The sequence below is a fragment of the Streptomyces liangshanensis genome (genome assembly GCF_011694815.1).
Taxonomy (GTDB): domain Bacteria; phylum Actinomycetota; class Actinomycetes; order Streptomycetales; family Streptomycetaceae; genus Streptomyces; species Streptomyces liangshanensis.
The window spans coordinates 1588917-1608953 of the sequence record NZ_CP050177.1; the positions used below are offsets into that span (position 1 = coordinate 1588917).

General features: G+C 74.0%; 6 protein-coding genes. All 6 read right to left on the reverse strand.

Annotation, left to right across the window (positions count from 1 at the left end; all coding sequences use genetic code 11):
* Positions 1 to 48: 48 nt before the first annotated feature.
* The 6 genes from HA039_RS06885 to HA039_RS06910 all read right to left on the reverse strand — a co-directional run bounded on the left by HA039_RS06885 (position 49) and on the right by HA039_RS06910 (position 20036).
* Positions 49 to 1362, reverse strand: a complete 1314-nt coding sequence (locus tag HA039_RS06885; RefSeq protein ID WP_167025307.1) for an RICIN domain-containing protein — start codon at positions 1360 to 1362, stop codon at positions 49 to 51.
* Complete coding sequence (locus tag HA039_RS06890; protein WP_167021931.1) at positions 1362 to 5018, reverse strand: hypothetical protein; 3657 nt, start codon at positions 5016 to 5018, stop codon at positions 1362 to 1364. The genes HA039_RS06885 and HA039_RS06890 overlap by 1 nt, the downstream gene beginning before the upstream one ends.
* A gap of 167 nt (positions 5019 to 5185) precedes the next feature.
* Positions 5186 to 16000: a WXG100-like domain-containing protein gene (locus HA039_RS06895; RefSeq protein WP_167025310.1), complete on the reverse strand. Its 10815-nt coding sequence runs from the start codon at positions 15998 to 16000 to the stop codon at positions 5186 to 5188.
* Positions 16001 to 16372 carry a hypothetical protein gene (locus tag HA039_RS06900; protein WP_167025313.1) on the reverse strand — a complete coding sequence of 124 codons (372 nt, stop codon included), beginning with the start codon at positions 16370 to 16372 and terminating at the stop codon, positions 16001 to 16003.
* Complete coding sequence (locus tag HA039_RS06905; RefSeq protein WP_243869237.1) at positions 16369 to 16845, reverse strand: YbaB/EbfC family nucleoid-associated protein; 477 nt, start codon at positions 16843 to 16845, stop codon at positions 16369 to 16371. Before HA039_RS06905 ends, HA039_RS06900 begins: the two co-directional genes overlap by 4 nt.
* Positions 16842 to 20036 carry an AAWKG family protein gene (locus tag HA039_RS06910; protein WP_167025316.1) on the reverse strand — a complete coding sequence of 1065 codons (3195 nt, stop codon included), beginning with the start codon at positions 20034 to 20036 and terminating at the stop codon, positions 16842 to 16844. The genes HA039_RS06905 and HA039_RS06910 overlap by 4 nt, the downstream gene beginning before the upstream one ends.
* Position 20037: the final 1 nt, after the last annotated feature.

Here is a 20037-nt window from a genome sequence, read left to right on the forward strand (position 1 = left end):
TGCTTGCGCCGCGGGGGTGCGGAGGTGAACGAAGGGGAACCGGTGGCCCTACACGAACGACCAGAGGTGGTCGTCGTTGAGGGCGCAGCCGTAGATGGTGAGGCGGGCGTCCTTGCCGGCGTTGTAACCGTTCACGTCCAGGCACCTGTTGGCACTGGAGAGGTTGCGGATCCAGAACTTGCCGCTCGACTTCTTCTCCAGGTACCAGAGTTGGTTGTCGGACGTGGTTCCGTTGCAGTGCCATTCGGACACGGGGGTGCTGGCCGGCTGGCCGCCGAAGTTGGGCAGGTCGAGGCAGTAGCCGTCCTTGCTGTTGCGGACGTTGAAGAGGTCGGCGCCGGCCGGACCGCCGCCCGGCCGGACCACCACGAGGTCCCAACGCTGGTTGTCGCCGGTGGAGTTGTCGCAGGTGAACTGATTGACCGGGCCGTCCGGCTTTCCGTTGCCGTAGTTCGGGACGTCCGCGCACAGGCCGGTCAGCACATTCCGGACCAGGACGCCGGTGACCGTGTCGAAGTTCGCGCTCACCGGCAGGGCGCCGCCCGCGCGGGCCGGGGTGCGGGGCGCCTTCGCCCGGGTCTCCTTCGGACTCGGTTTCCCGGTCTTCCCGGGCTCGCTCCCGGGGGACTTCGCCGTCGGCGTCGGTGTGACGGACGGCTCGGACCGGGGCACGGCGGCGGCCTTCACCTTGGCCTTGGTCTTGGCCTTGTCCTTGGCCGACGCCGAGGGAGAGGTGGAGGGGGAGGCGGGCGCGTAACCACCGGCGGGGGCGGCGTCGTCGTCCCGCAGCAGTGTGTCGGACGACAGGCGCGAGGCGGTGGTGGACTCCTGCCGGTCGTCGCCGGGGAGGCCCATGAAGAGGAAGGGGACACCGATGAGGAGCGTGCCACCGATCCCCGCGGCGGCCAGCAGGGGCTTGTTGGGGCGCCGGGAGGGGGGTTCGCCGCCTTCCACCGTGGCCGCGGCGGATCCTGGCGGGGCCTGCCCCGAGGACGCCGCCGCCGAGGCCGGGGAGGCGGCGGGCGTGGCGGGGGTGGCCGGTGCGGTGGGGGTCGCGCTCGTGGTGCCCGTCCGGGCCGCGCCCGCCGTCGCCGTGGTCGTGGCGGCGGCCGCCGTTCCCGCCGCGGGCGCGGTGATCGGCGCGGCGGTGTCAGGTGCCGGGGGCGGGGACGGGCGGGTCGCCTCGGGGGTGGCGGCGGGCGGGGCGGCGGCCTCCTCCTCCGGAGCGGTGGGGCCGGAAGCGGCGGCCGCCGCCGGGGCCGCCCCGGCGCTGCCGCCCGGTATCAGCGCGGGGGCGGACTCCCCCGTCACCCGCGGCAGCGCGGTGGCCCGGCGCACGGTGGGCTGAGCTTCTTCGGACATCAGTCATCCATTCGGTTGCCGTGAGGGGCGACGGGCCCGGCGCAGCGGTCCGGCCAGGCGAACCGGCCGGCCTCCGTCGTGCGACGGGCGAGCGCTTCGTCGATCCGGGCGAGTACGGCCCGGTCCTGGTCGTCGAGAGGTTCCGGTCCGGCGGGGTTCGCCGGCGGGAGTACGGGGAGCTCCCGTAGCAGGGTCAGTCGGGACGGGCCGTCGGGCCGGACGTCCAGGACGCGGAACGCCGTACCCGGCGCGAACACGACCTCCTCGCGCGGGGCGTCGGACCCGGACGCGCCCGCCGCTTCGAGCAGGTGGCGTACGCGCCGGCCGGTGACGGACCAGATGGCGTACCGCGTTCCGGCGGGCGCGCGGCCGCTGCCGTCGAACGTCAGCGTGCTCAGCGGTCCGGGGCCGCGCAGGACGCGCCCGGGCGGCGGGGAGGCCTCGGGGGGCGCGTCCGGGGCGCCGCCGCCTCGCACCGCGAGTCCGCGGAAGGACGGCATGCGGCGGAGGCCGGATGCCACGCACGCGGCGTACGGCAGCAACCGCTCCTCGCCGGAACGCAGCGAGTCGCCCAACTCGGCGTGACCGAGGGGGCCTTCCTCCGTGCGCAGGTACAGCTGGAGCGCGATCAGGTCGGCGCGCGCCGCTTCCTGCTCGTGTCCGCGCAGCGCCGGCATGCGCGTGAGGGTACGGGACACGGCCGCGCCGTACCGCTCCCACAGGGAGTCCGCCAGCGCCCGGAACGCGTTCCGCTCCGCCTCGGTGCTGACGTGACCGGGCAGGAAGGGGACGGGCTCAAGTACCAGGGGTACGAGGGGTGTCGGCCGCTCCTGGGCCGCGGTCTCCCTCGCGGGGGCGGTACGAGTCACGCCCGCACCCGCACCCGCGCGCGGGGTGCTCGGCGCGGCCGGCTCCCACGGGCGGGCTTCGGCGGCCCCGGGGGCGGAACTCATCAGGACCGGCCGTACCGGGGGGCCGGGTTCGGCGGGCGCCGCCAACTCCGCGGGGCTCGCGGGGGTGGCCGCCTCCGGGACAGGCGCTTGGGCCGGTCCCGGCAAGGGGGCGGAGGAAGCCAGGGCCCCCGTACCGGCCGGGCCGGCGGCGGAACCCCCGGCCGGGGCCGGACCGGACGTGGCGGCCGGGCGAGCGGGCGTGGGCGTGGGCGCGGCCGCAGGCGCGGGTGCAGGTTCCGGTGCGGGTGCGGCCGCAGGCGCGGGCGCGGGTTCCGGTGCAGGTGCGGGTTCCGGTGCGGAACCCACCGCGAGGCCCGAATCGGGGGAAGCGGGCGCGGCACCCGCCGAAGCACGCGGCCCGGCGGAAGGACCGGCCAACGGTCCCGCAGGACTGGTCTCCGCGGCCGCCGCGGCCGCACTCCCCGCACCAGCGGGGCGCGAGGCGGGCGCGGCAGCCGCCGGAATGTCCTGACCGCCCGAAGATCCGGCCAACGGTCCCGCAGGACCGCTCCCAGCGGCCGAACCAACTGCACCAGGGGGAGGCGAGACGGGCGCCGCAGCCGCCGAAGCGCGCGGACCAGCCGAAGGACCCGCCAGCGGTCCCGCAGGACCGCTCCCCGCAGCCTCCGCCGCCGCGGCCGAACCCAGCGCACCAGCGGGGCGCGAGGCCGGGGCGCCACCCGCCGGAGTGTGCGGACCGGTCGAAGGACCCTCCAACGGTCCCACAGGACCGCTCTCCGCGGCCGGGCGCGAGACCGGCGCCGCAGCCGTCGAAGCGCGCGGACCGGCCGAAGGACCGGTCAACGATCCCGCAGGGGCGCTCCCCGCAGCCTCCGCCGCCGCGGCCGAACCCAGCGCACCAGCAGGGCGCGAGGCGGGGGCGGCGGCCGTCGAAGTGTGCGGACCCGCTGGCTGTCCCGCAGGGGCGCTCCCCGTGGCCGAAGCCACCGCACCAGCGGGGTGCGAGGCGGGTGTGGCGGCGGTCGACGGGGCCGGCGCCGGGGCGGCGGGGTTGTTTCGGGTGCGTCCCTTCGGGCCGCCTGAGGTGGCTTCTTCCTGGGCCAGTTGGGCCAGCACTCCGCGGGCCGCGCCGGGGGACGCCGGGGCCGAGCCGGACGTGGTGGTCCGGGGTGGCAGCGGCCGGGCCGGGGTGGAGCCCGACACCACCGGGCCGCGCGCCGCCCCGCCCGGCGACGCCGGGCCGGGTGTCGGCGGGCTCGCGGGCCTGGCGCCCGGTGCCACGGCAACGGGCGGCGCCGTCGCCCCGGTCGGCAGGGGGGCGCCGGCGGGCGCCGCCCTGCGGGTGCTGAAGCGGACGCTCTTGAGGCGGTGCGCGCCCGCCAGGCGGCGCAGTTCGCGGCCGCCGTCCGCCGCCGTACCGTGCACGTGCAGTCGCGCGCGCTCGCACACCGACGCGCCAAGTCCCGCCAGCAGCCTGGACAGTTCGGGCCACAGCGACAGGTCGAGCCGCTCCCCCGGGCGGCCCAGCTCGATCACCGGTCCGTCGGCCGACACGGGCCGCGCCGCCGGTGAGGGCAACGGCTGCCCGTCGCGTCCGCCGACCCACAGACCCGCCCGGGTCACCGTGACCTGCCAGCGGTCGGACAGGCGGACGACACCGTGTTCGGTGTGGGCGCGCCCGGGTACGGGCGGGCTCCAGCGGAGCAGTCGCGTGGGCGCCTCGGGGACGCAGGTCACGGCGTCGACGTACGGGTGCCAGAGCGGCACACCGTCCGCTCCCGCGAAGGTGGCCCGCACCCGGTTCCGCCCCGCGGGGTCACCGTGGGACAGCAGGGGCAGGCCGGTGTGCACCACGACCTCCGCGCCGAGGGTGTCGGCGAGCGACTGCCCGAGGGGCAGGACGTCCCGGCGCCCGCCCGGCGCGACCCGTACGTGGGAGCGCGCCGCCGCCGGCAGGGCCTCCACCACTTCCCGCACGTCGGCCGCGAGCACGTCCTCGCCGTCCGGTACACCCACCAGGACGGTGGGGCCGCGCCGGTCCGCCGGGACCGCGAAGCACAGGTCGCCCGGCCGGGGCGCGAGGGCGCCTCCCGGCCGGACGAGCACACCGGCGGGTATCTGCTCGACGACGCAGCCGCCCTTCGTGCGCCGGGGGAGCGTGCCGGGCGGCGGCTGCCAGGCCGGGGCGGGCTGGCGCGCGCCCAGCGGTACGGGTACGGCGCCCGGCGAGAAGCGCCACCAGCCGCACTCCGTACCGGAGTCGGGGTCCCGGCCGGAGACGAAGAGCCCGCCGCCCGGTACGACCAGGACCGTCCCGTCGGGGGCGATCACGTCGAGGCCCCACGCGTCGGCGATGCGGCGCGCGACGGCGGGCCGGCCGGGGCGGTCGTCACCCGCGCCGGACATCACCAGGCGGACCGTGGTGACGTCCTCCTCGCGCAGGGAGTCGAACAGCGCCCCGACCCGCGTCCAGAGGGCGCCGCCGGACGCCTCCGCTCCCGCCACGACGGTCACCGTGAAGTCGTCGTCCGACGCGAGGGAGTGCGCCAGGTCGTCGATCTCGCCGGGGCCGAGCGTCTCGTCGGACGACAGCCGCAGGAGCCGGATGTTGTCGTACTCCTCGACGACGAAGGCCTCCCCGGCGTCCCCCGCGCCGGCCCCCGTCCCCGCCGGCGCGGCGGGCGGCGGCGGCGGCCCCTGCCGCCGGGAAGGGCCCTTGCGCCCCAGGGCCCACCGGCTCACCGGGCGGCTCCGGACTCATCCATACGGTCCTCACGGGTCTCGGGCACAGCCAACATCGGTCACAGCGTACGCACTTCGCCCCCATGAGACCCAACAGCCCCGGACGTAAAGGCATTTGGTGCGTGTAGAGTAGATGAACAGGCGGCGTCCACCAGGTGCGCGGCCTCTCACGCGTCGAAGGAGAACCGCACGACAGGACCGCTCCCCGAGCCGTACCGCCGCACCACGCCGTCCGCGCCCGTCCACTCGATTACGATCCCGAGTGCCTGGGCCAGGGCTTCCGCCGTCGTGTCGACGTTCTCGCGCGCGGGCGGACTGCCGCGCCGCAGGAGCAGGCGCAGTTGCTGTGGTCGGGTCAGGTTCAGGCCGGCGGTGTTGAGCGTGCCTCCGAGGAGAACGGACTCCGCGAGTTGGCCCGCCGTCAACGGGACTCCGACCGCCGTGAGTTGGGCGGTCGGTAGATCGTCCTCGGGCAGGAACCAGTCCGGTCTCCGGTCCCCCAGCGCGTCCACCGTCCCCATCGCCTCCAGCAGGGCGTCGGCGAAGCGATCGCCCACGGCGCCGGCGGACACGGCGGAGGAAGAGGCGGCCACGGGCGGCGGGTGCCGCTCCGGCGCCGCGGTCTTCACCTGGTCCGGTACGACGACCACGCCCAGCCGGTCGCTGAACAGCAGCGCGACGTTCTCCAGCCAGACCGCCGCCTCTGCCGCGTCCAGACCGGGCCTGACCTGGTCACTCATGTAGCGGCCCGACTTGTCGTTGACGGTCCACCGCTGTCTCTCCGCGTTCCAGCGGAACTCGCCGGACACCCGGCTCCTGCCCGGGCGGGTGCGGCCCTCCGCGGCGAACCCGGCGGCGATGCCCGTGTGGCCGAGGCCGTCCAGGCAGGCGCGCAGCTTGTCCGCCGTCATCGCGCGCCTTCGTCTCCTGCGGCGCCGGTGCCTGCTCCGCATCCCCGCGAGCAGCGCGTCGAACTGCTCCGGGGTGATGATCGCGCTGGGCCGCTCGCTCCCCACCAGGACCCGGCCGTCCTCGGTGACGGTGTAGAGCCACACCGCGTCCTCGCCCGCCGTGACCAGCAGATCGGGGTCGACCTCGTCCAGCGGCGTCCAGAGCGGGTTCAGCCTGACGTCGCCCTCCGTGTCCCGCTCCTCGGGCTTGACGCGCTTCGGGAGGACGGAACCTCCGTACAGGACAGCCCCGTTGTAGTGGTCGCTGCCGTTGTAGGCGACCTCGATGCGCCGGGCCGCGTCGTCCGGGCCGACCTGCGTGACCAGCGTGCCGTCCCGGGCGACATCCACCCGTACGGCGAGGGCGTGGGCCAGGAGCGGCAGGAACGCCTCGCCCGTCGCGTCGCTCCAGAAGTCGCGCCAGTGCTCCACCGCGTGCAGCAGCTCACGGAACTCGACGTCGTCCAGGGGCGCCGTGCTCGCCGTGCGCACGGCGAGCAACTCGTCCCTCAACCGGCCCTCGTCGAGCGGTCCGAGGGTGTCCGGGTCGGCACCGTGGTGGACGAGCAGCTCCACCAGTGCGTCCCGCCGCAGGCCGGCGACCCGCGCGGCGAACGGGGCGGTCGTCGTCCGGCGGAGCTGTCCCAGCACCTCCGCCGGGAGCCGGCCCCCGGAGTCCCGTACGTACGCGGCGACGAAGGAGCGCATCGCGTCCACGACGGCGCGCGACCGGCCGGGCGGCAGGACTCCGGTGGCGGAGTGGGCCTGGGCATGGGCGCGCAGTTCGAGGCGCACCCGGACGGGGTCGCCCAGCCAGTCGTACGTCTCGGGGTCGAGAGCCGCCGCTCCTGGCAGGGCGTCACGGACCGTCCGGGGGTCGCTCGCGAGGAACGAGTACAGAAGACACTCGCCCGTCGCCGGCACCCGTACCGGCACCCCCCGCGCGGGCGGCGCGACCCGCGTGCCGGAACCGCCCTTCGGCGAGGGCGACACCAGGGGCGGCACCGGGGGCGGAGGCGGAGCCTCCGAGGTGTCCGTGGACGGCGGGGGTACGGCCGTGTCCTCCGGCGGCACCGGAACCTCCGCGCCCTTCGGCGGCACCGGATCCTCCGCGTCCTTCGGAGCGGGGGTCCGCTCCTCGCTCCCCACCGGCACCGCCGGCCGGTAGTGCCGGTCCTCCAGGCTCAACACCACGTCGCGTACGCGGTGTTCGGCCCCGTCCTGGAGCACGGTGAGCAATCCGGTGTCACCGTCACGGCGTACGGCGGGGTGGACCAGCGCCGTCCCGTCCTCCAGCACCACCGTCACGCGTACGCCGAACGTCCTGGCCGCGAGCATCGGGAGCAGGTCCGCGGCGGCGTCGTCCCACACGGTCCGCCCGGCCGCCGGCGGGCGGGTGACCTGGGTCGCCGTCAGCGCGGCCCGGGCCGCCGGGCCCAGGTCCAGGGAGTGCGGGAGCACCCCGCCGAGCGCCTCGAACTCCCGCCGCGGCGCACTCGTCCCACCGGGCGCCCCCAGGCCCAGGTCCGTCGCCGCGTCCGCCGCCAGGGCGGCCACCTCGGCCTCGGTGAACGTGTCGGTGTCGTCGGGTGCCAGCCAGTCCAGCAGGTCCGCGTCCGCCGGGTCGGCCAGCCGGGCGGCCAGGAGCAGCCGCGTGCGCGCGAGCGCCGCCGCCGGGTCGCCGGGGTCGATGCCCGCGTCGGCGAGCAGGCCGGGGTCGGCCGCGTGGAGCGCGGCGATCAGGGCGTGCAGGAAGGCGTCCCCGTCCCTGGGCACCTCGCCCAGGAGGTAGCGCTCCTGGGCGGGTGAGGTCAGTTCGCGCCCGGCGGCCGTGTCGGTCCTGGTGTACCGGGGGCGCGGGGGCACGGCGGGGTCGGGCGCCTTGGGCGGAGCCTGGTAGGTGACGGCGGGCGGCTCGGGCGGGGCGCCCGGCGGCGGCGGGGCGCCGTGCGCGGCGGCCCGCTGGTGCCAGCGGGTGAGCCGGTCGGTGGCCGCCCGCACCCGGTGGTACTCCGCGGCGGCCCGCTCCGCCGTGTCCCGGAGGCCGTCGAGTTCGGCGCGCAGGGCGGCGAGCGCGGTGCGGGCGGTGTCGCGCCGCGCGGTGGACGCGGCCACGTCGGCGTTCGCGTCCGCGAGCGCGGTGTCCAGCGTGGCGAGGCGCCGGTCGGCGTCGGCCTTCCCGGCCCCGGCCTCCTGGATCCTGAGGTCCGCCGCCCGCCGGCGCCCGGCCGTCTCCCGCTCGGCCGTCGCCAGGGCGGCCCCGGCGGCGTCGCGTTGCGCGTCCAGGATCTCCGCCCAGCCGTCGTGGTCGGGTCGGGAGTCGTCCACGGCGTCCAGGGCCTCCCGCGCCGCGGTGACGAGCAGGTCGTCCGCCGCCCGCTCGGTGGCCGCGTCGCGCCGCGCGTCGGTGACGGCGTTCGCGGCGGCCGTGACGGCGGCCGCCGCCCGGTCACGGGGCGGCTGGGTGGCCTGGACGCGGGCGCGCGCCGCGTCCGACCGGGCCTGTGCCGTGTCGCGTTCCGCGATCAGGTCGACGGCGGTCCTGCGCCGGTCCCAGTACGCGGTGTCGGCGGCGATCCACGCCTTGCTCGCGGTGGTGACCGCGTCCCAGGCCGCGTCGACCCCCGGGGGGAAGTTCCGGTCGGTGATCAGCCCGAGTTCCCTGGCGATGTCGTCCCGGATCCAGGCCAGGGCGTAGGTGTCGGAACTGGCCGTGCTGAGGGTGGACGCGGCGGCGCCGAACGTCCCGCGGACCCATCGGCCGAGGGCGGTGTCCTTCGTGCCGCGGTGCACGTCGGCGACGCTGAGCCAGCGGGTGGGGACGGCGAACAGGAAGGACCGGCCCGTCTTCGGCTTGACGTTGATCGACGCGAGGTGGTCGGTGGCCACGGTGACGCTGTCGCCGCCGGAGTCGTAGGGGCCGGTGCCGGAGACGCCCAACTGGTTGAGCCCGGTGTGCTCGGAGCTGACGAGGACGCCTCCGCCGAGGGCGGTGTCCTGGGTGTTCTCCTGGCCGGCGGACGTGCCGGCGCCCTTGCTGACGCGTCGGATGACCTCCATCTTCATGCCGTCGGCGACGGTCAGCAGCCGGGCGCCGCCGAAGTCGGGCTTGGCGTAGAGGTCGAGCCGCGCGGTCTCCGTACCGGCCAGGGACTTCTCGGTCAGCCCGGCGACCTGGTACGCCTGGACGGTCACCGCCCGGTGGAAGTACGCGGCGAGCGCCGCGTCGCCGGTACCGTCCTCCAGCACCTGCGCCGAGCCGGTGCCGAGCCGGGTCAGCCCGGTGTCCTTGGCGCGGCCGAGCGGGTCGGGGCCGTCGAGCGAGAACCCCGCGTCGTAGGACCGTTTGATGGCGTAGTTGTTGGCGGCCCGGAGGTTCGCCTTTCCGACGAACCCGCGGACGTCGAGTCCGATCCCGGGCCAGGTGAACGGCCCCGTGGTGCCGTCCGCGCGCCGGACGTCGGGGCCCAGCAGGCTCGGGTCGTGGCCCAGTCGCGGCGGCGCGAGGCCGTCGAGCGCGGGAGGGGCCAGCCAGTCGTCCGCCGCCCCGTCCGTACCGCCGCTCGCGGAGGGGTCCGGGCCGGTGTCCCCGTCCGGGACCATCAGGCTGAGCGGGACGTTCTCGCGCAGGGTCCCGACGTCGCCTTCCTCGACGATCGTCCTTCTGCCCCTGAACCGGCCGCGCTCCGGGGCGGCGGACCCGGGGCCCTCCGCCTCCCCGGGGGTGCTCCCCGCGGTCTCGTCGACCTCCAGGGTGATCCGCATGCGGTACGGCGTGGACGTCACCGCGTACGGCTCCGTCGAGGCCACCCGGTGCACGGTCATCGTCGTCGTGGTGTTGTTCGCCGCGACCGTTCTGCGGCTCGACCCCGTCTCGCTGTAGGTGGGGCCCGCGCCCGCCGCCGTGCTCGTCCCGGTGTGCACCCCCTCGCCGATCGCCACCCCGAGGTCGCTCCCGGACGTGGCGTCCGAGCCCTCCACCACGGTCTCGATGGCGCGGCGGTTCTCCTCCAGCTCCACGCCGTGGTCCAGCATCTCCAGGGTGGGGGTGCCGGGGATCAGCTGCACCCGGGCCCGGACGTGCCGCGTGCCGATCCGGAAGCTGTACCAGCCCCACCCTCCGGTCCGCACCGGGATCGAGGACCCCGGGCCGCTGCCGGGTCCCCCCGTCTCCGTACCGCCCGTCAACTCCTTGTCGAGCGCGCGCAGCACGCGCGCCGAGACGAGGGTCCTGATCCGTTCCTGGTCGGTGTCGTCCAGCCCGAGGGCGCGCACCTCGCGGACGAACGCGGCGAGCACCTCCTTGGGGTCGAGCGCGTTGACGGGGTACGTGTCGATGGTGTTGCCCCGCAGCCACGGCTGGGGCGACCAGCCTCGGAGGGTGTAGCGGGGGACGCCTCCCATGCCGTCGTCGATCAGCCCGGTCAGGTAGGCGCTCTTCTCGGGCACGTGGGCGAGCCAGCCGCCGGGGACGGTGGTCATCATCCCGTCGGCGCCCGCCAGGGAGCGGGGCACCCAGGGCTTGCCGACCGCGTGGCGGCCCACGAGGCTCGACCGGAGCGCCATCCAGTGCTCGGTGTCCCCGGCGACCAGCACGTGGCGGCCGAAGCCCTTCCTGTTGAGGTCGGTCACGACCGTCCTGACGACGTTCCGGCTGCGCGTGGCCGACGACGACCACGGACTGGCGACGAGGGCGTAGGTGCCGAGGAGGGCGGGTCCGATGCTGTGCGACCTGGCGTACCCGAGCTGGCCGCCGAAGAAGGTGGTGCGGGACTTGGAGATCTTCCCCGACGCCTGCTGGGTCCCGCCGAGGGTCATCTCCGTGTCGAGGGGGACCGCCTTGCCCAGCGGCCGGATGCCGTCCACGACGGTCAGGTGACGGAACGTCGCCCACAGCGTGGTGTAGGGCGACTTGGCCATCACCCCGGACACGCTCCACCCGAGCCGGCCCGAACTCTGGTCGAAGGTGGCCGTCATGCTCTGCGGGGTGAAGCCGCGCAGGACGGCTTCCCGGGCGGGCGCGCCCCCCTCGGACAGTTGCCACGCGCCGCCCGACGCCCCGCGTACGAGGTCGTCCACGGCGGCGAGCAGCGCGGGGGGCACGACCACGCCCATCGTCAGGAAGGGGTGTTGCTGAAGCTCCCGGAACAGCCGCGAACCACGGCCCCCGACGGGCGGAAGCGTGCCGTCGGGGACGGGTCCCGCCAGGTCGCCGGGGCGGATCAGGGCACCCGGCCGGGACAGGTCTCCCAGGGCCAGCGCGGCGGCCCGCCCGGGCTTCAGCCGGCGGGTGGGCAGCGGATCACGCAGCCGCGCGTACGGGTTGGGGACGCCCGGCGCGTGCGGGTCGACCGGGGGCGCGTGGGCGGCGGGGACGCTGATCAGCACCTGCCCGGTCCGCGGACCGCCCCGGGCGGCGGTCCCGTCCGGCCGCGTGCCGATCAGGACGTCCTGCGGCCGGCTGAAGACGAACGGCTGGGTCCCGAGCAGTCCGAGTGTGGCGGTGCCGCGCAGCAGCCCGCGGAAGCGCCAGTAACCCCCGTGGTTCACGGTGAGGGTGAGGTCGTAGCGGTAGAGGTGCGCGGGTCCCGTACTGATCGCCATGGGCTCGTTGGTGGCCGTCGAGCCGAATCCGCTCTCCGCCTCGGCCTGCCGCCCGCCGCGCCAGCCCGCCGCCAGCGTCCCCGCGTTGTGGGGGGTGTTGATGTCGTCGGTGCTGGGGTCCCGCAGGGACAGCTGCCCCTCCAGGCCCCCTTCCAGGACCCGTTTGGCGCCCTTCTGGCCGTCGAGCCGTTCCACGCCGATGGAGCTGAAGCGCAGTTTGAGGTCGTTCTGGATCCCGGCGAACCTCCGGCCGGTCAGCTCGCCGCGCAGCCAGATGTAGCGGTGTCCCTGGCCGAAGGCGCCCGCCTCGACGAGCCGGATCCTGATGCCGGTCGTCGTCAGCGGTTCGAGGCTCCCCGCCACGCTCTGGTGGGCGAGGACCGACAGGACCTCCAGGGTGTTGGCCACCGCCGTCCGGTACTCGACGTCGCTGCCCCACCGCTTGGGCGTGGGCCGGGCGAACGCCGCCGGGACCGGGGAGTCCAGCAGGGCCCTGAGCCGCTCGGCCCTGCTCCTGCGGGACAGGGAGGGCGGGGCGAGCTGGTCGAGGGGCGCGACCAGGCCCGGGTACGCGGCGGCGAGCGAGGCGATCACGTCGTCGGCGAAGTCGTCCAGCAGGGTGGCGCCCGTCCCGTCCCCCGTGTCGCGGGTACGGAGACCGTCGGCGTGCGTGAACTCCTCGACCCGGTGCATGCCGAGGGTCGGCGGCCGGTCGCGGGTGAGGTAGGCGGGGGCGAACGGCTCGGGGGACCGGAGCGCGAGCGCCGTACCGTCGTCCCAGCCGGCCAGCCGGCGCGCCTCCGTCCTCGTCATCCGGTCGACGCTCCAGGTGTGGAACCGGCGGGGCGGGGCGGTGCTGCCGCCGTGCCGTACGTACACCGTCTTCTTCACCAGGTAGAGCCCCGTGGGGTCGCCCTTCACCTGGCCGGACGACTTGACGGCCGCGGAGCCGCCGAGGACGGCCGCGCGGGACACGGAGAAGAGGTAGCGGAAGTTGGGCCCGAACTGGAGCCGCAGGTTGAGCACTCCGTCGCCCAGGTCGAAGAGGTTGAAGGCCGGTCCCGCCACCCCGTCGATGCCGAAGGCCGCCGTCCGCCCCAGGCTGCGTTCGTTGCGGACCGTGGAGATCTTGATGTCGCGCATCTCCGCGTCGGACGTCTCCATGATCAGGGTCGCCTGCCCCGGCACCACCTTCACCACGAAGAAGCCGAGTGGCGTCTTCTCCTTGTCGTCGGCGAACAGCGGGACCGTGGTGACCCGGCCGCCCCCGAGGGCCGGGCCGTGCCGCTCGAAGGTGCCGGTGGAGAAGAAGGTGTCCAGCTCGGCGTGGGCGTGGGAGCCGGGTCCCACGCCGATCTCGGCGGCCGCCCAGTCACGGATCTGGGACAGCGGGCCGAACCCTTCGGTGCGCACCAGGCGGTACGCGGAGTTCTGGTCGAGCCGCATCGAGCGGGGCACGCGGCCGGGGGCCGCCACCTTCGTGACGTTGTCCGGCAGCCGGGCGGTGAGGCCGTCCCGTACGCCGAAGCCGAAGTCGGCCGGATCGCGCCCGCCGGCGCGCGAGCGGGTCACCACGGGCTGTCCGCCGACGTCGGTGACCCGGACCTCGTAGAAGACGTGGTCCAGGTGGACGTGCGAGCCGTCGAGGGAGCGGGTCTCCATCTGGTAGGTGCTCTGGTCGGTCTGCGTGTAGCCGACCTTGGTGCTGAACGCGGCGCGCAGGCCGAGCCGCCCGTACCCGCCGAAGGCGAGCGCGCCCGCGGGGCCGATCGGACCGCCGAGCGCGATCTGCGTGGTGGTCTGCATGTTCTTGCTCTGCCCGGCGGTGATGACCTCGCGGTGCATCATGTCCACCTTGCTCGGGCCGCCGTAGTCGTCGGCGAACCTCTCCCACCGGCCGTAGTGGCGGGTGGAGATCGTGAGCAGCCTGCGCTGTCCGAGAAGGCTGGTGTACGGGAAGGCGCGGCCGTCGCCGGTGAAGGTCTTGGGCTGGTCGACGAGCGCGCGCGACACGTCGGTCCACAGGCCGGTGTCCGCGGGGGCGCCGGGCTCTTTGTCCTTCGGCTGTACGAGACGGTCGTTCCCGAGCGTCTCCCGGATCTCGCTCACGACCTGGACGGTGCCGCGCAGGACGACGTCGCTGTGCCCGAAGGTGGTGGAGGCCTGGAGGAGTTCGGCCAGGATCGAGTCGGGCTGGCCGGGCAGGAGCGACTCGACGTCGTCGATGTAGGCGGGCATGCGGCTGCCGTCGTCGAAGGTGACGGGAACCCGCCGGGTGTCCGGGGGGCGGGTGAGGGTGGGGTCGACGTGGGGCGGCCGGGTGCGGTCGAGGGTGGTGGTGATCCACTCCTTGGGCTTCTTCCGCGGCGGGTCGGGGGGAGGGTCGGCGGGCGGGGGTGGCGGGGGCGGGGTGCCTTCGAGGCCGGTGTCCTTCGCGTCGTCCGTCGCCTTCGCGGTCTCGGTGTCCGGGACTTCCGCCGCGAGAGGCACGTCGGTGAGCGGCGTGTTGGTGAGTGACGTCTCGGTGAGCGGGAGGGGCTTGGGCGGGACGGGCGCGTACGGCTCGGCTCCGGGCAGCCGGGCGGTGCTCTCGGTCCGTACGGGAGCGGGGGGCGCGGAAGCGGGCGGCGGCGGCGCGCTCGTACCGGACGGGGCAGCGGTCGCCGGGGCGGGGGAAGTGGCGGGAGTGGGGGGTGGGATGTCGCCGACGAGGGCGCCGAGCAGGCTGAGGTGACGGCCGCGCAGGCCGCTCTGCGCGAGCCCGTCGGGGGCGGGTTTGGTGTAGTCGCCCAGGAGGCTTCCCGCGACGTCGGGGCGGTGGGGAGCGGTCGCGTGCCGGCTCTCGTCCCGCAGCCCCAGTTGGTGGGTGATCTCGTGCGCGTAGTCGAGGGGCTCCGCGTCGGCCCACCAGCGCGACTGGGTCATCTGCTGGCCGGGCCCGACAAGGCGGACGTTCAGGCCGTGGGGGTGCGGGTCGAACGCGACGTGCTCGACGGTGACATGGAGCAGGTCGCCGTTGGGCAGCCGGTATCCGGGAGCGTTGAGGTACTCCGCCACCCCCGCGTCCAGTGCGGCCCGGACGCTCTCCGGCAGTCCGTTCCCCTCCTCGGCCCCGACCAGGACCGTCAGGTCGGTGACCCACTGGCCGTCGTACGCGAACCGGCGTACGTCGAACTTCGACCGCACCACGAACTGCGTCGTCCGTCCGGGCTGTCGGGGATCGGGCGGGGCGGAGACGGGATCGACCCACGTGTGCGAGCGGGTGACGACCTCGGCGCCCGCACGGGCCGCGGACCAGTCGGGACCGCCGCCTCCCGGCGGAGCCGCGAACGGGGCCGGACCGCCGCCTTCCCGGGGAACAGCGCCTCCGGGGCCGCCGCCGGACCCGTTCGCGCTCCCGCCGCGTGTCCCGCCGGGCGGGGGAAGCGTGTTGAGGCCGCCCGCCGGCTTCGGGGTCGCGAAGAACGTCCTGTTCACCCACGTACCGGCGCCCTCGATTCCCGACTCCGCGCCCCGGTCGAAGATCCCGCTCGTCCCGGAGCCGACGAACGTCTCCCACTTGAAGGCCCAGGTCCCGGTGAGGATCCCGTTGACGAACACCTCGGCCACCGATTCGCCGAGGCCGTGGACCAGGAACGTGGCCGGCGGGTCGTAGAGACCGTCGAAGAGTTTGGAGGGCAGCGGGTCGTTCCTGGGCAGGTCCCCGAAGAGGTCGGGCCCGCCCTTGAGCCGCTTCTTGAAGAAGTCGGCCCCGCCGGCGAAGACGCTGGTGAAGAGTCCGGCCGCCGCTCCGAACAGGGCCGCCTTCCCGACGTCGGACCAGTCGATGCCGGGCGGTCTGCGCCCCACCGGGTTCAGCGCCATCTGCGCGAGTTTGACGGCGAGGGTCTGGATGGCCTCCTCCAGCGCCTCGCTGAAGGTCGGCATGATGTGCGTCATCCGTACGAGGCGGTCGACCACCAGCAGGACGGCGAAGCGGCTCCGGGCCCTGGCCAGGGCCGCCTGGGACAGGGAGGTCCCGCCGGTGAAGGCCGCCAGCGCGGCCAGGATCGCCAACTCGATGAGCAGCATGACGATTTCGGAGATGATCTCCCACTTCGCCTCCTGGATCTTCATCGAGTAGGCCGTCTGGCCGTCGGCGATGTCGTCGAGCTCGTCGACCATCCGCTGGAGGTGGTTCACCCCCCCGTCGTCGGTGAGCAGCGACAACCCGTCGACGTAGCGCTTCGCCACGTCCGGCGGCAGGGCGCTGCCCGCCTCCTGGACGGATCGCTGGACGGCGTCGCGCAGTCCCGTGATCCGCTTCCCGAGGTTGGTGTAGAGGGAACGGCTCTCCCACGCCAGGTTCTCCCTGGCCTCCAACGGCATTTCGCCGAGGAGGATCCAGAGCATGGTCCTGACGTCCGCGGGAAAGTTGATCTCCTGCACTCAGTGCTTCCCGCCGCCGGGGTCGCCGGATCCAGGGCCGGGATCCGCGGTCCGCCGCCGATGGTCCTCGATCCGTTCGACGGCGTCGTTCCGCGCGCCCTCGATGGATTCCAGGTTCATCAGGGTCGCGGCCACCAGCGCGTCGAGGGCGTCGTGCAGCGCGGTGCCGATGCGCAGGCAGTACTCGTTGTTGTCGTTGTAGCGGGGGCGGACCGAGCGGGCGAAGTCGTCGGTCCAGCCCGGCCATTCGGTGTAGGTGTTCTCCTCCGCCCGGAAGTCGGCGCCGAGTTGCCTCGCCATCAGCGGCAGCGCCCGCATCCCCTCGATGCCCCGCCGCAGGGCGGCGGGATCGGCCTCGAACACCCCGCTCACGGCGTGCCTCTCCCCCGCGTGCGGCGGTCGTCCGGGTCCTCGTGGATCTCGTCGCGCAGCCGGTCGCTCCCCGGGCGGGAGGCGCCGTTGCCGGGTCCGCCGTCGAACGCCGAGCCGAAGATCCGCTCCCAGTCGACGTCGATCCCGGTGAACTCCGGTACCTGCCCGCTGGGCCGGGTCAGGGGCGCGAACGTCTCCATCACCCGATGGGCCATCTCGGCCCGGCCCTGCTCGGTGGCCTCGAGGACCGAGGCCGCCAACTGGGCTGCGTTCATGGTCAGGTACTTGCCGTCGAGGAACTTCAGCGCGGCCAGCTCCCCCTGGGGGCCGACCGTGACCTCGACGGCGCGGTCCCGGGACCGTACGGTGGCCGACGCCTGGCGCAGCTCGCTCTCGGCCCGCCCGACGGCCGCCTGTACGGCTTCGAGTTCGGCCATGGCCCGCGCCACCCGCTGGTCGATGGGCTCGTTCACCGGCCGATCACCGCCGGTGCCCCGCCCTCGTCGGTCCCCCACACGTCTTCCTCCTCCTGCACCCAGGCGTCCCGGGCGCGGTCGCCGCTCTGCGTCTGTGTCTGGCCCTGGCCGCTTCCGCCGCCGCCCATGGGGAAGGGCGTGCCGCCGGTGGTGGGGCCGTTCCTGGGGACCGTGATCTCGCGGTCGTCGTAGAGCCGGCCGGCCGCGCCGCTCGTGGCGGTGCGGGCGCCGCGGTTGCTGACGACCTGCCCGCCGTCGATCACGTTGCGGACCCGTTCGGAGGTCGACTGTCCCTGTTGTCCGCCGCCGCCCGCGCCGCCCATCCCGCCCATGGGCATGCCGCCCATCGGCATCCCGCCCGCCCCGGCGCCGCCGCTGCCGCCCGGGAGCGACCCGGTGTTCAGGGGGGTCCCGTTCATGGGCGCGCCGGCGAGGTCACCGGCCGCTCCCGCGAGCGCGGTGTCGTGCGGCGACTCGTACGGGAGGTCGTCGTACAGCTCCTCCTCGTACGTGTGCGAGCCGTACTGGGGTGTCCCCTGCGAGGACGAGCCGTACGGGCCGGGGCCCGCGCCGCTGCCGCCGGGGTCGTTGAGGTAGCCCGAACTGGTCGTGCCGTCCGGGTGGGTGGTGGTGCTGATGCCCGTACGGGGGTCGACGGTCGTGGTGCTGCCGTCGGGGAACTCCCTGACCAGGCGGCCCTGGTCGTCGAGGTGGGAGACGCTGCCGTCGGGGTTGGGCAGGGTGTCACCGGAGTTGAGCGGGCCGGTGACGGAGGTGCCGTCGGGGCGGGTGAGGGTCGCCGTGTGCGTGTCGGGGTCGATGGTCGTGCGGCTGCCGTCGGGGAAGTCGGTGACGATCCGGCCGCGCGGGTCCAGGTGGGAGGTGCCGGCGTCCGGGTTGAGCAGTCCGTCGCCCTGGTACACGGGGCCGTTGATGGCCGAAGGCGACAGATCGGACGGGAACAGGGAACCAGGGGGGCGGGTCGACGGGTCGCCGCCGTTGAGCATGCCCTGCGACGCGCGCCGGTACTCGGCCTCGGCCTGCTTCCGCTCCTCGTCCTGTTCCTTCTGCCTGGCGTCCTGCTCCGCCTCCAGTTCGGCCTGCTTGGCCTCCTGCTTGGCCTCCTGCTCGGCCTGCTTGGCCTCCTGCTCACTCCTGAGCTGGTCCTGCTTCTTCTCCTGCTCGGCCTGCTTCTGCTCCTGCTCCTTCTCCTTGGCCTCCTGCTTCGCCTCCTGTTCGGCCTGCGCCTCCTCCTGCTTCTTCTCCTGCTCGGCCTGCTTCTGTTCCTGTTCGTTCCTGAGCTGCTCCTGCTCCGCCTTCTGTTCCTTCTCCTTCGCCTCCTGCTTGGCCTCCTGCTTCGCCTGGAGCTCGGCCTGCTTGGCCTCCTGCTCCTTCTCCTTGGCCTCCTGTTCCTTCTTCGCCTTCTCCTGCTCCGCCTTCGCCTGATTCATCTGGAGGAGCTGCATCTGCTCCTGACGCGCCTGCGCCTCCTCCTGCTTCTTCTCCTGCTCGGCCTGTTTCTCCTCCTGCTTCCGTTCCTGTTCGGCCTGCTTGGCCTCCTGCTCCTTCTCCTTCTCCTCCTGCTTCCGCTCCTGCTCGGCCTGCTTCGCCTCCTGCTCCTTCTCCTTCTCCTCCTGCTTGGCCTCCTGCTCCTTCTCCTTCTTGTCCTGCTCCTGGTCGCGCCGGGCCTGTTCCTCCTTGGCCTCCCGGTCGCGGCGGGCCTGCTCCTCCTTGGCCTCCTTCTCCTTCCGCTCCTGCTCGGCCTTGGCCTCGGCCTCCTTCGTGGCCAGTTCCTCCTTGGCGGCCTTCTCCTTGGCCTCGGCCTCGGCCTTGGCCGCCGCGGCGGCGGCCGCCGCGGCCGCCGCCTGGTCCTTCTGCCACTGGATGAAGTCCTTCTGCTCCTGCTTCTCCTGGTCGGCCTTGTCGTCGGCGTAGGAGGTCGACAGATCCTCCGTACTCCTGGTCTTGACCGTCCCCAGGTCGAAGCCGGAGGTGCTCCAACTGTTGTGGATCTTCCGCAGCGCCTCGTTGGCCGGGGTGACCAGGTTGTCGACGACCGAGGCCTCCCAGTTCGCGATCGCCCGCTCCCCCACCGCCTTCCAGGTGGCGAGGGTGTCCAATTGCCCGAAGCTGTGCCCCTGGCCCAGCTCGAAAGCGTTCTGGTCGAAGGCCGCCGTGGTGTGGTACGTGGTGTGCCAGGAGGTCGCGGCGCCGCTGCCGCTGCTGTTCACCTTGTAGGTGATCTGCTTGATGTTGCGTTCCCACACGTGGTCGGTGATACGGATCAGCAGGTCGTGGAGCCAGCGGAGCGGGTTGCCCATGTAGAGCTCCCAGTCCATCCACCGGCGGTGCAGTTCCACGACGGCGTTACGGAAGTCCGTCTTCGCCTGGCGGATCTCGTTGCCCTGGACGGACCCGACGGTCCCGGCCGGCCGCATGTCCTTCGCGTAGCCGTCGTACTGCTTGCCGAGCGTGTGGATCAGGTTCCAGAAGACGCCGGCCGCCTGTCCGGCCCACGCCTCGTTCTCCTCGCGGCCCACCCGGCCGAGCCAGTCGTCCACGGCGGCCTTGCGGTCCACGAAGAACTGGGCCGCGCGGTCGAACGCGTCGGCGGCCACGTCGAACGACGACAGGGTGACGGCCTGGTCGTTCGGCACGCTCAGGGTGTTCCAGCCGAACCCGTGGGTGCCGTTCTCCTCGTACAGCAGCGCCTCCAGGGCCCTGCCGGTGCCGTAGCTGTACTGCGTGAGCGCCTCGGTGCTCCAGGTGGCCTTGGCGCCCGACAGTCCCAGGTGGTTGTCGTACTGACTCTTGAACTCGCCGCCCTCCACGACGCCGCCGGCCGGCGGCCCGCCGCTGCTCTTGTCGCCGAGCAGTGTGAAACGCGCCTTGTACATGGAGACCTGAGAGCCCGTGGCGGCGTTGTCGCTGCTGGTCGCGTAGAACGGGATCACGAAGTCGGTGTTCTCGATCCGCCAGCCGGCGTTCTCGGACATCCAGTTGAGGTCGTCCACGTCGACATAGGTCACGCTGTTCTGCTTGGTGATCTCCACCTTCATCAGGGGTATGCCGTCGTTCCCGATCAGGCTCTGGAACAGCGTGTCCCGTGTGGGCGCCTTGTAGCCGGTGAAGAGTTCGACCGCGTGCTGCCACGAGTCGTTGACGCCGGTGACCTCGTCCTTCGCCATG

Coding starts and splice junctions, on each gene's coding strand:
- HA039_RS06885 (WP_167025307.1), bottom strand. CDS start 1,362: ATGTCCGAAGAAGCTCAGCCCACCGTGCGCCGGGCCACCGCGCTGCCG.
- HA039_RS06910 (WP_167025316.1), bottom strand. CDS start 20,036: ATGGCGAAGGACGAGGTCACCGGCGTCAACGACTCGTGGCAGCACGCG.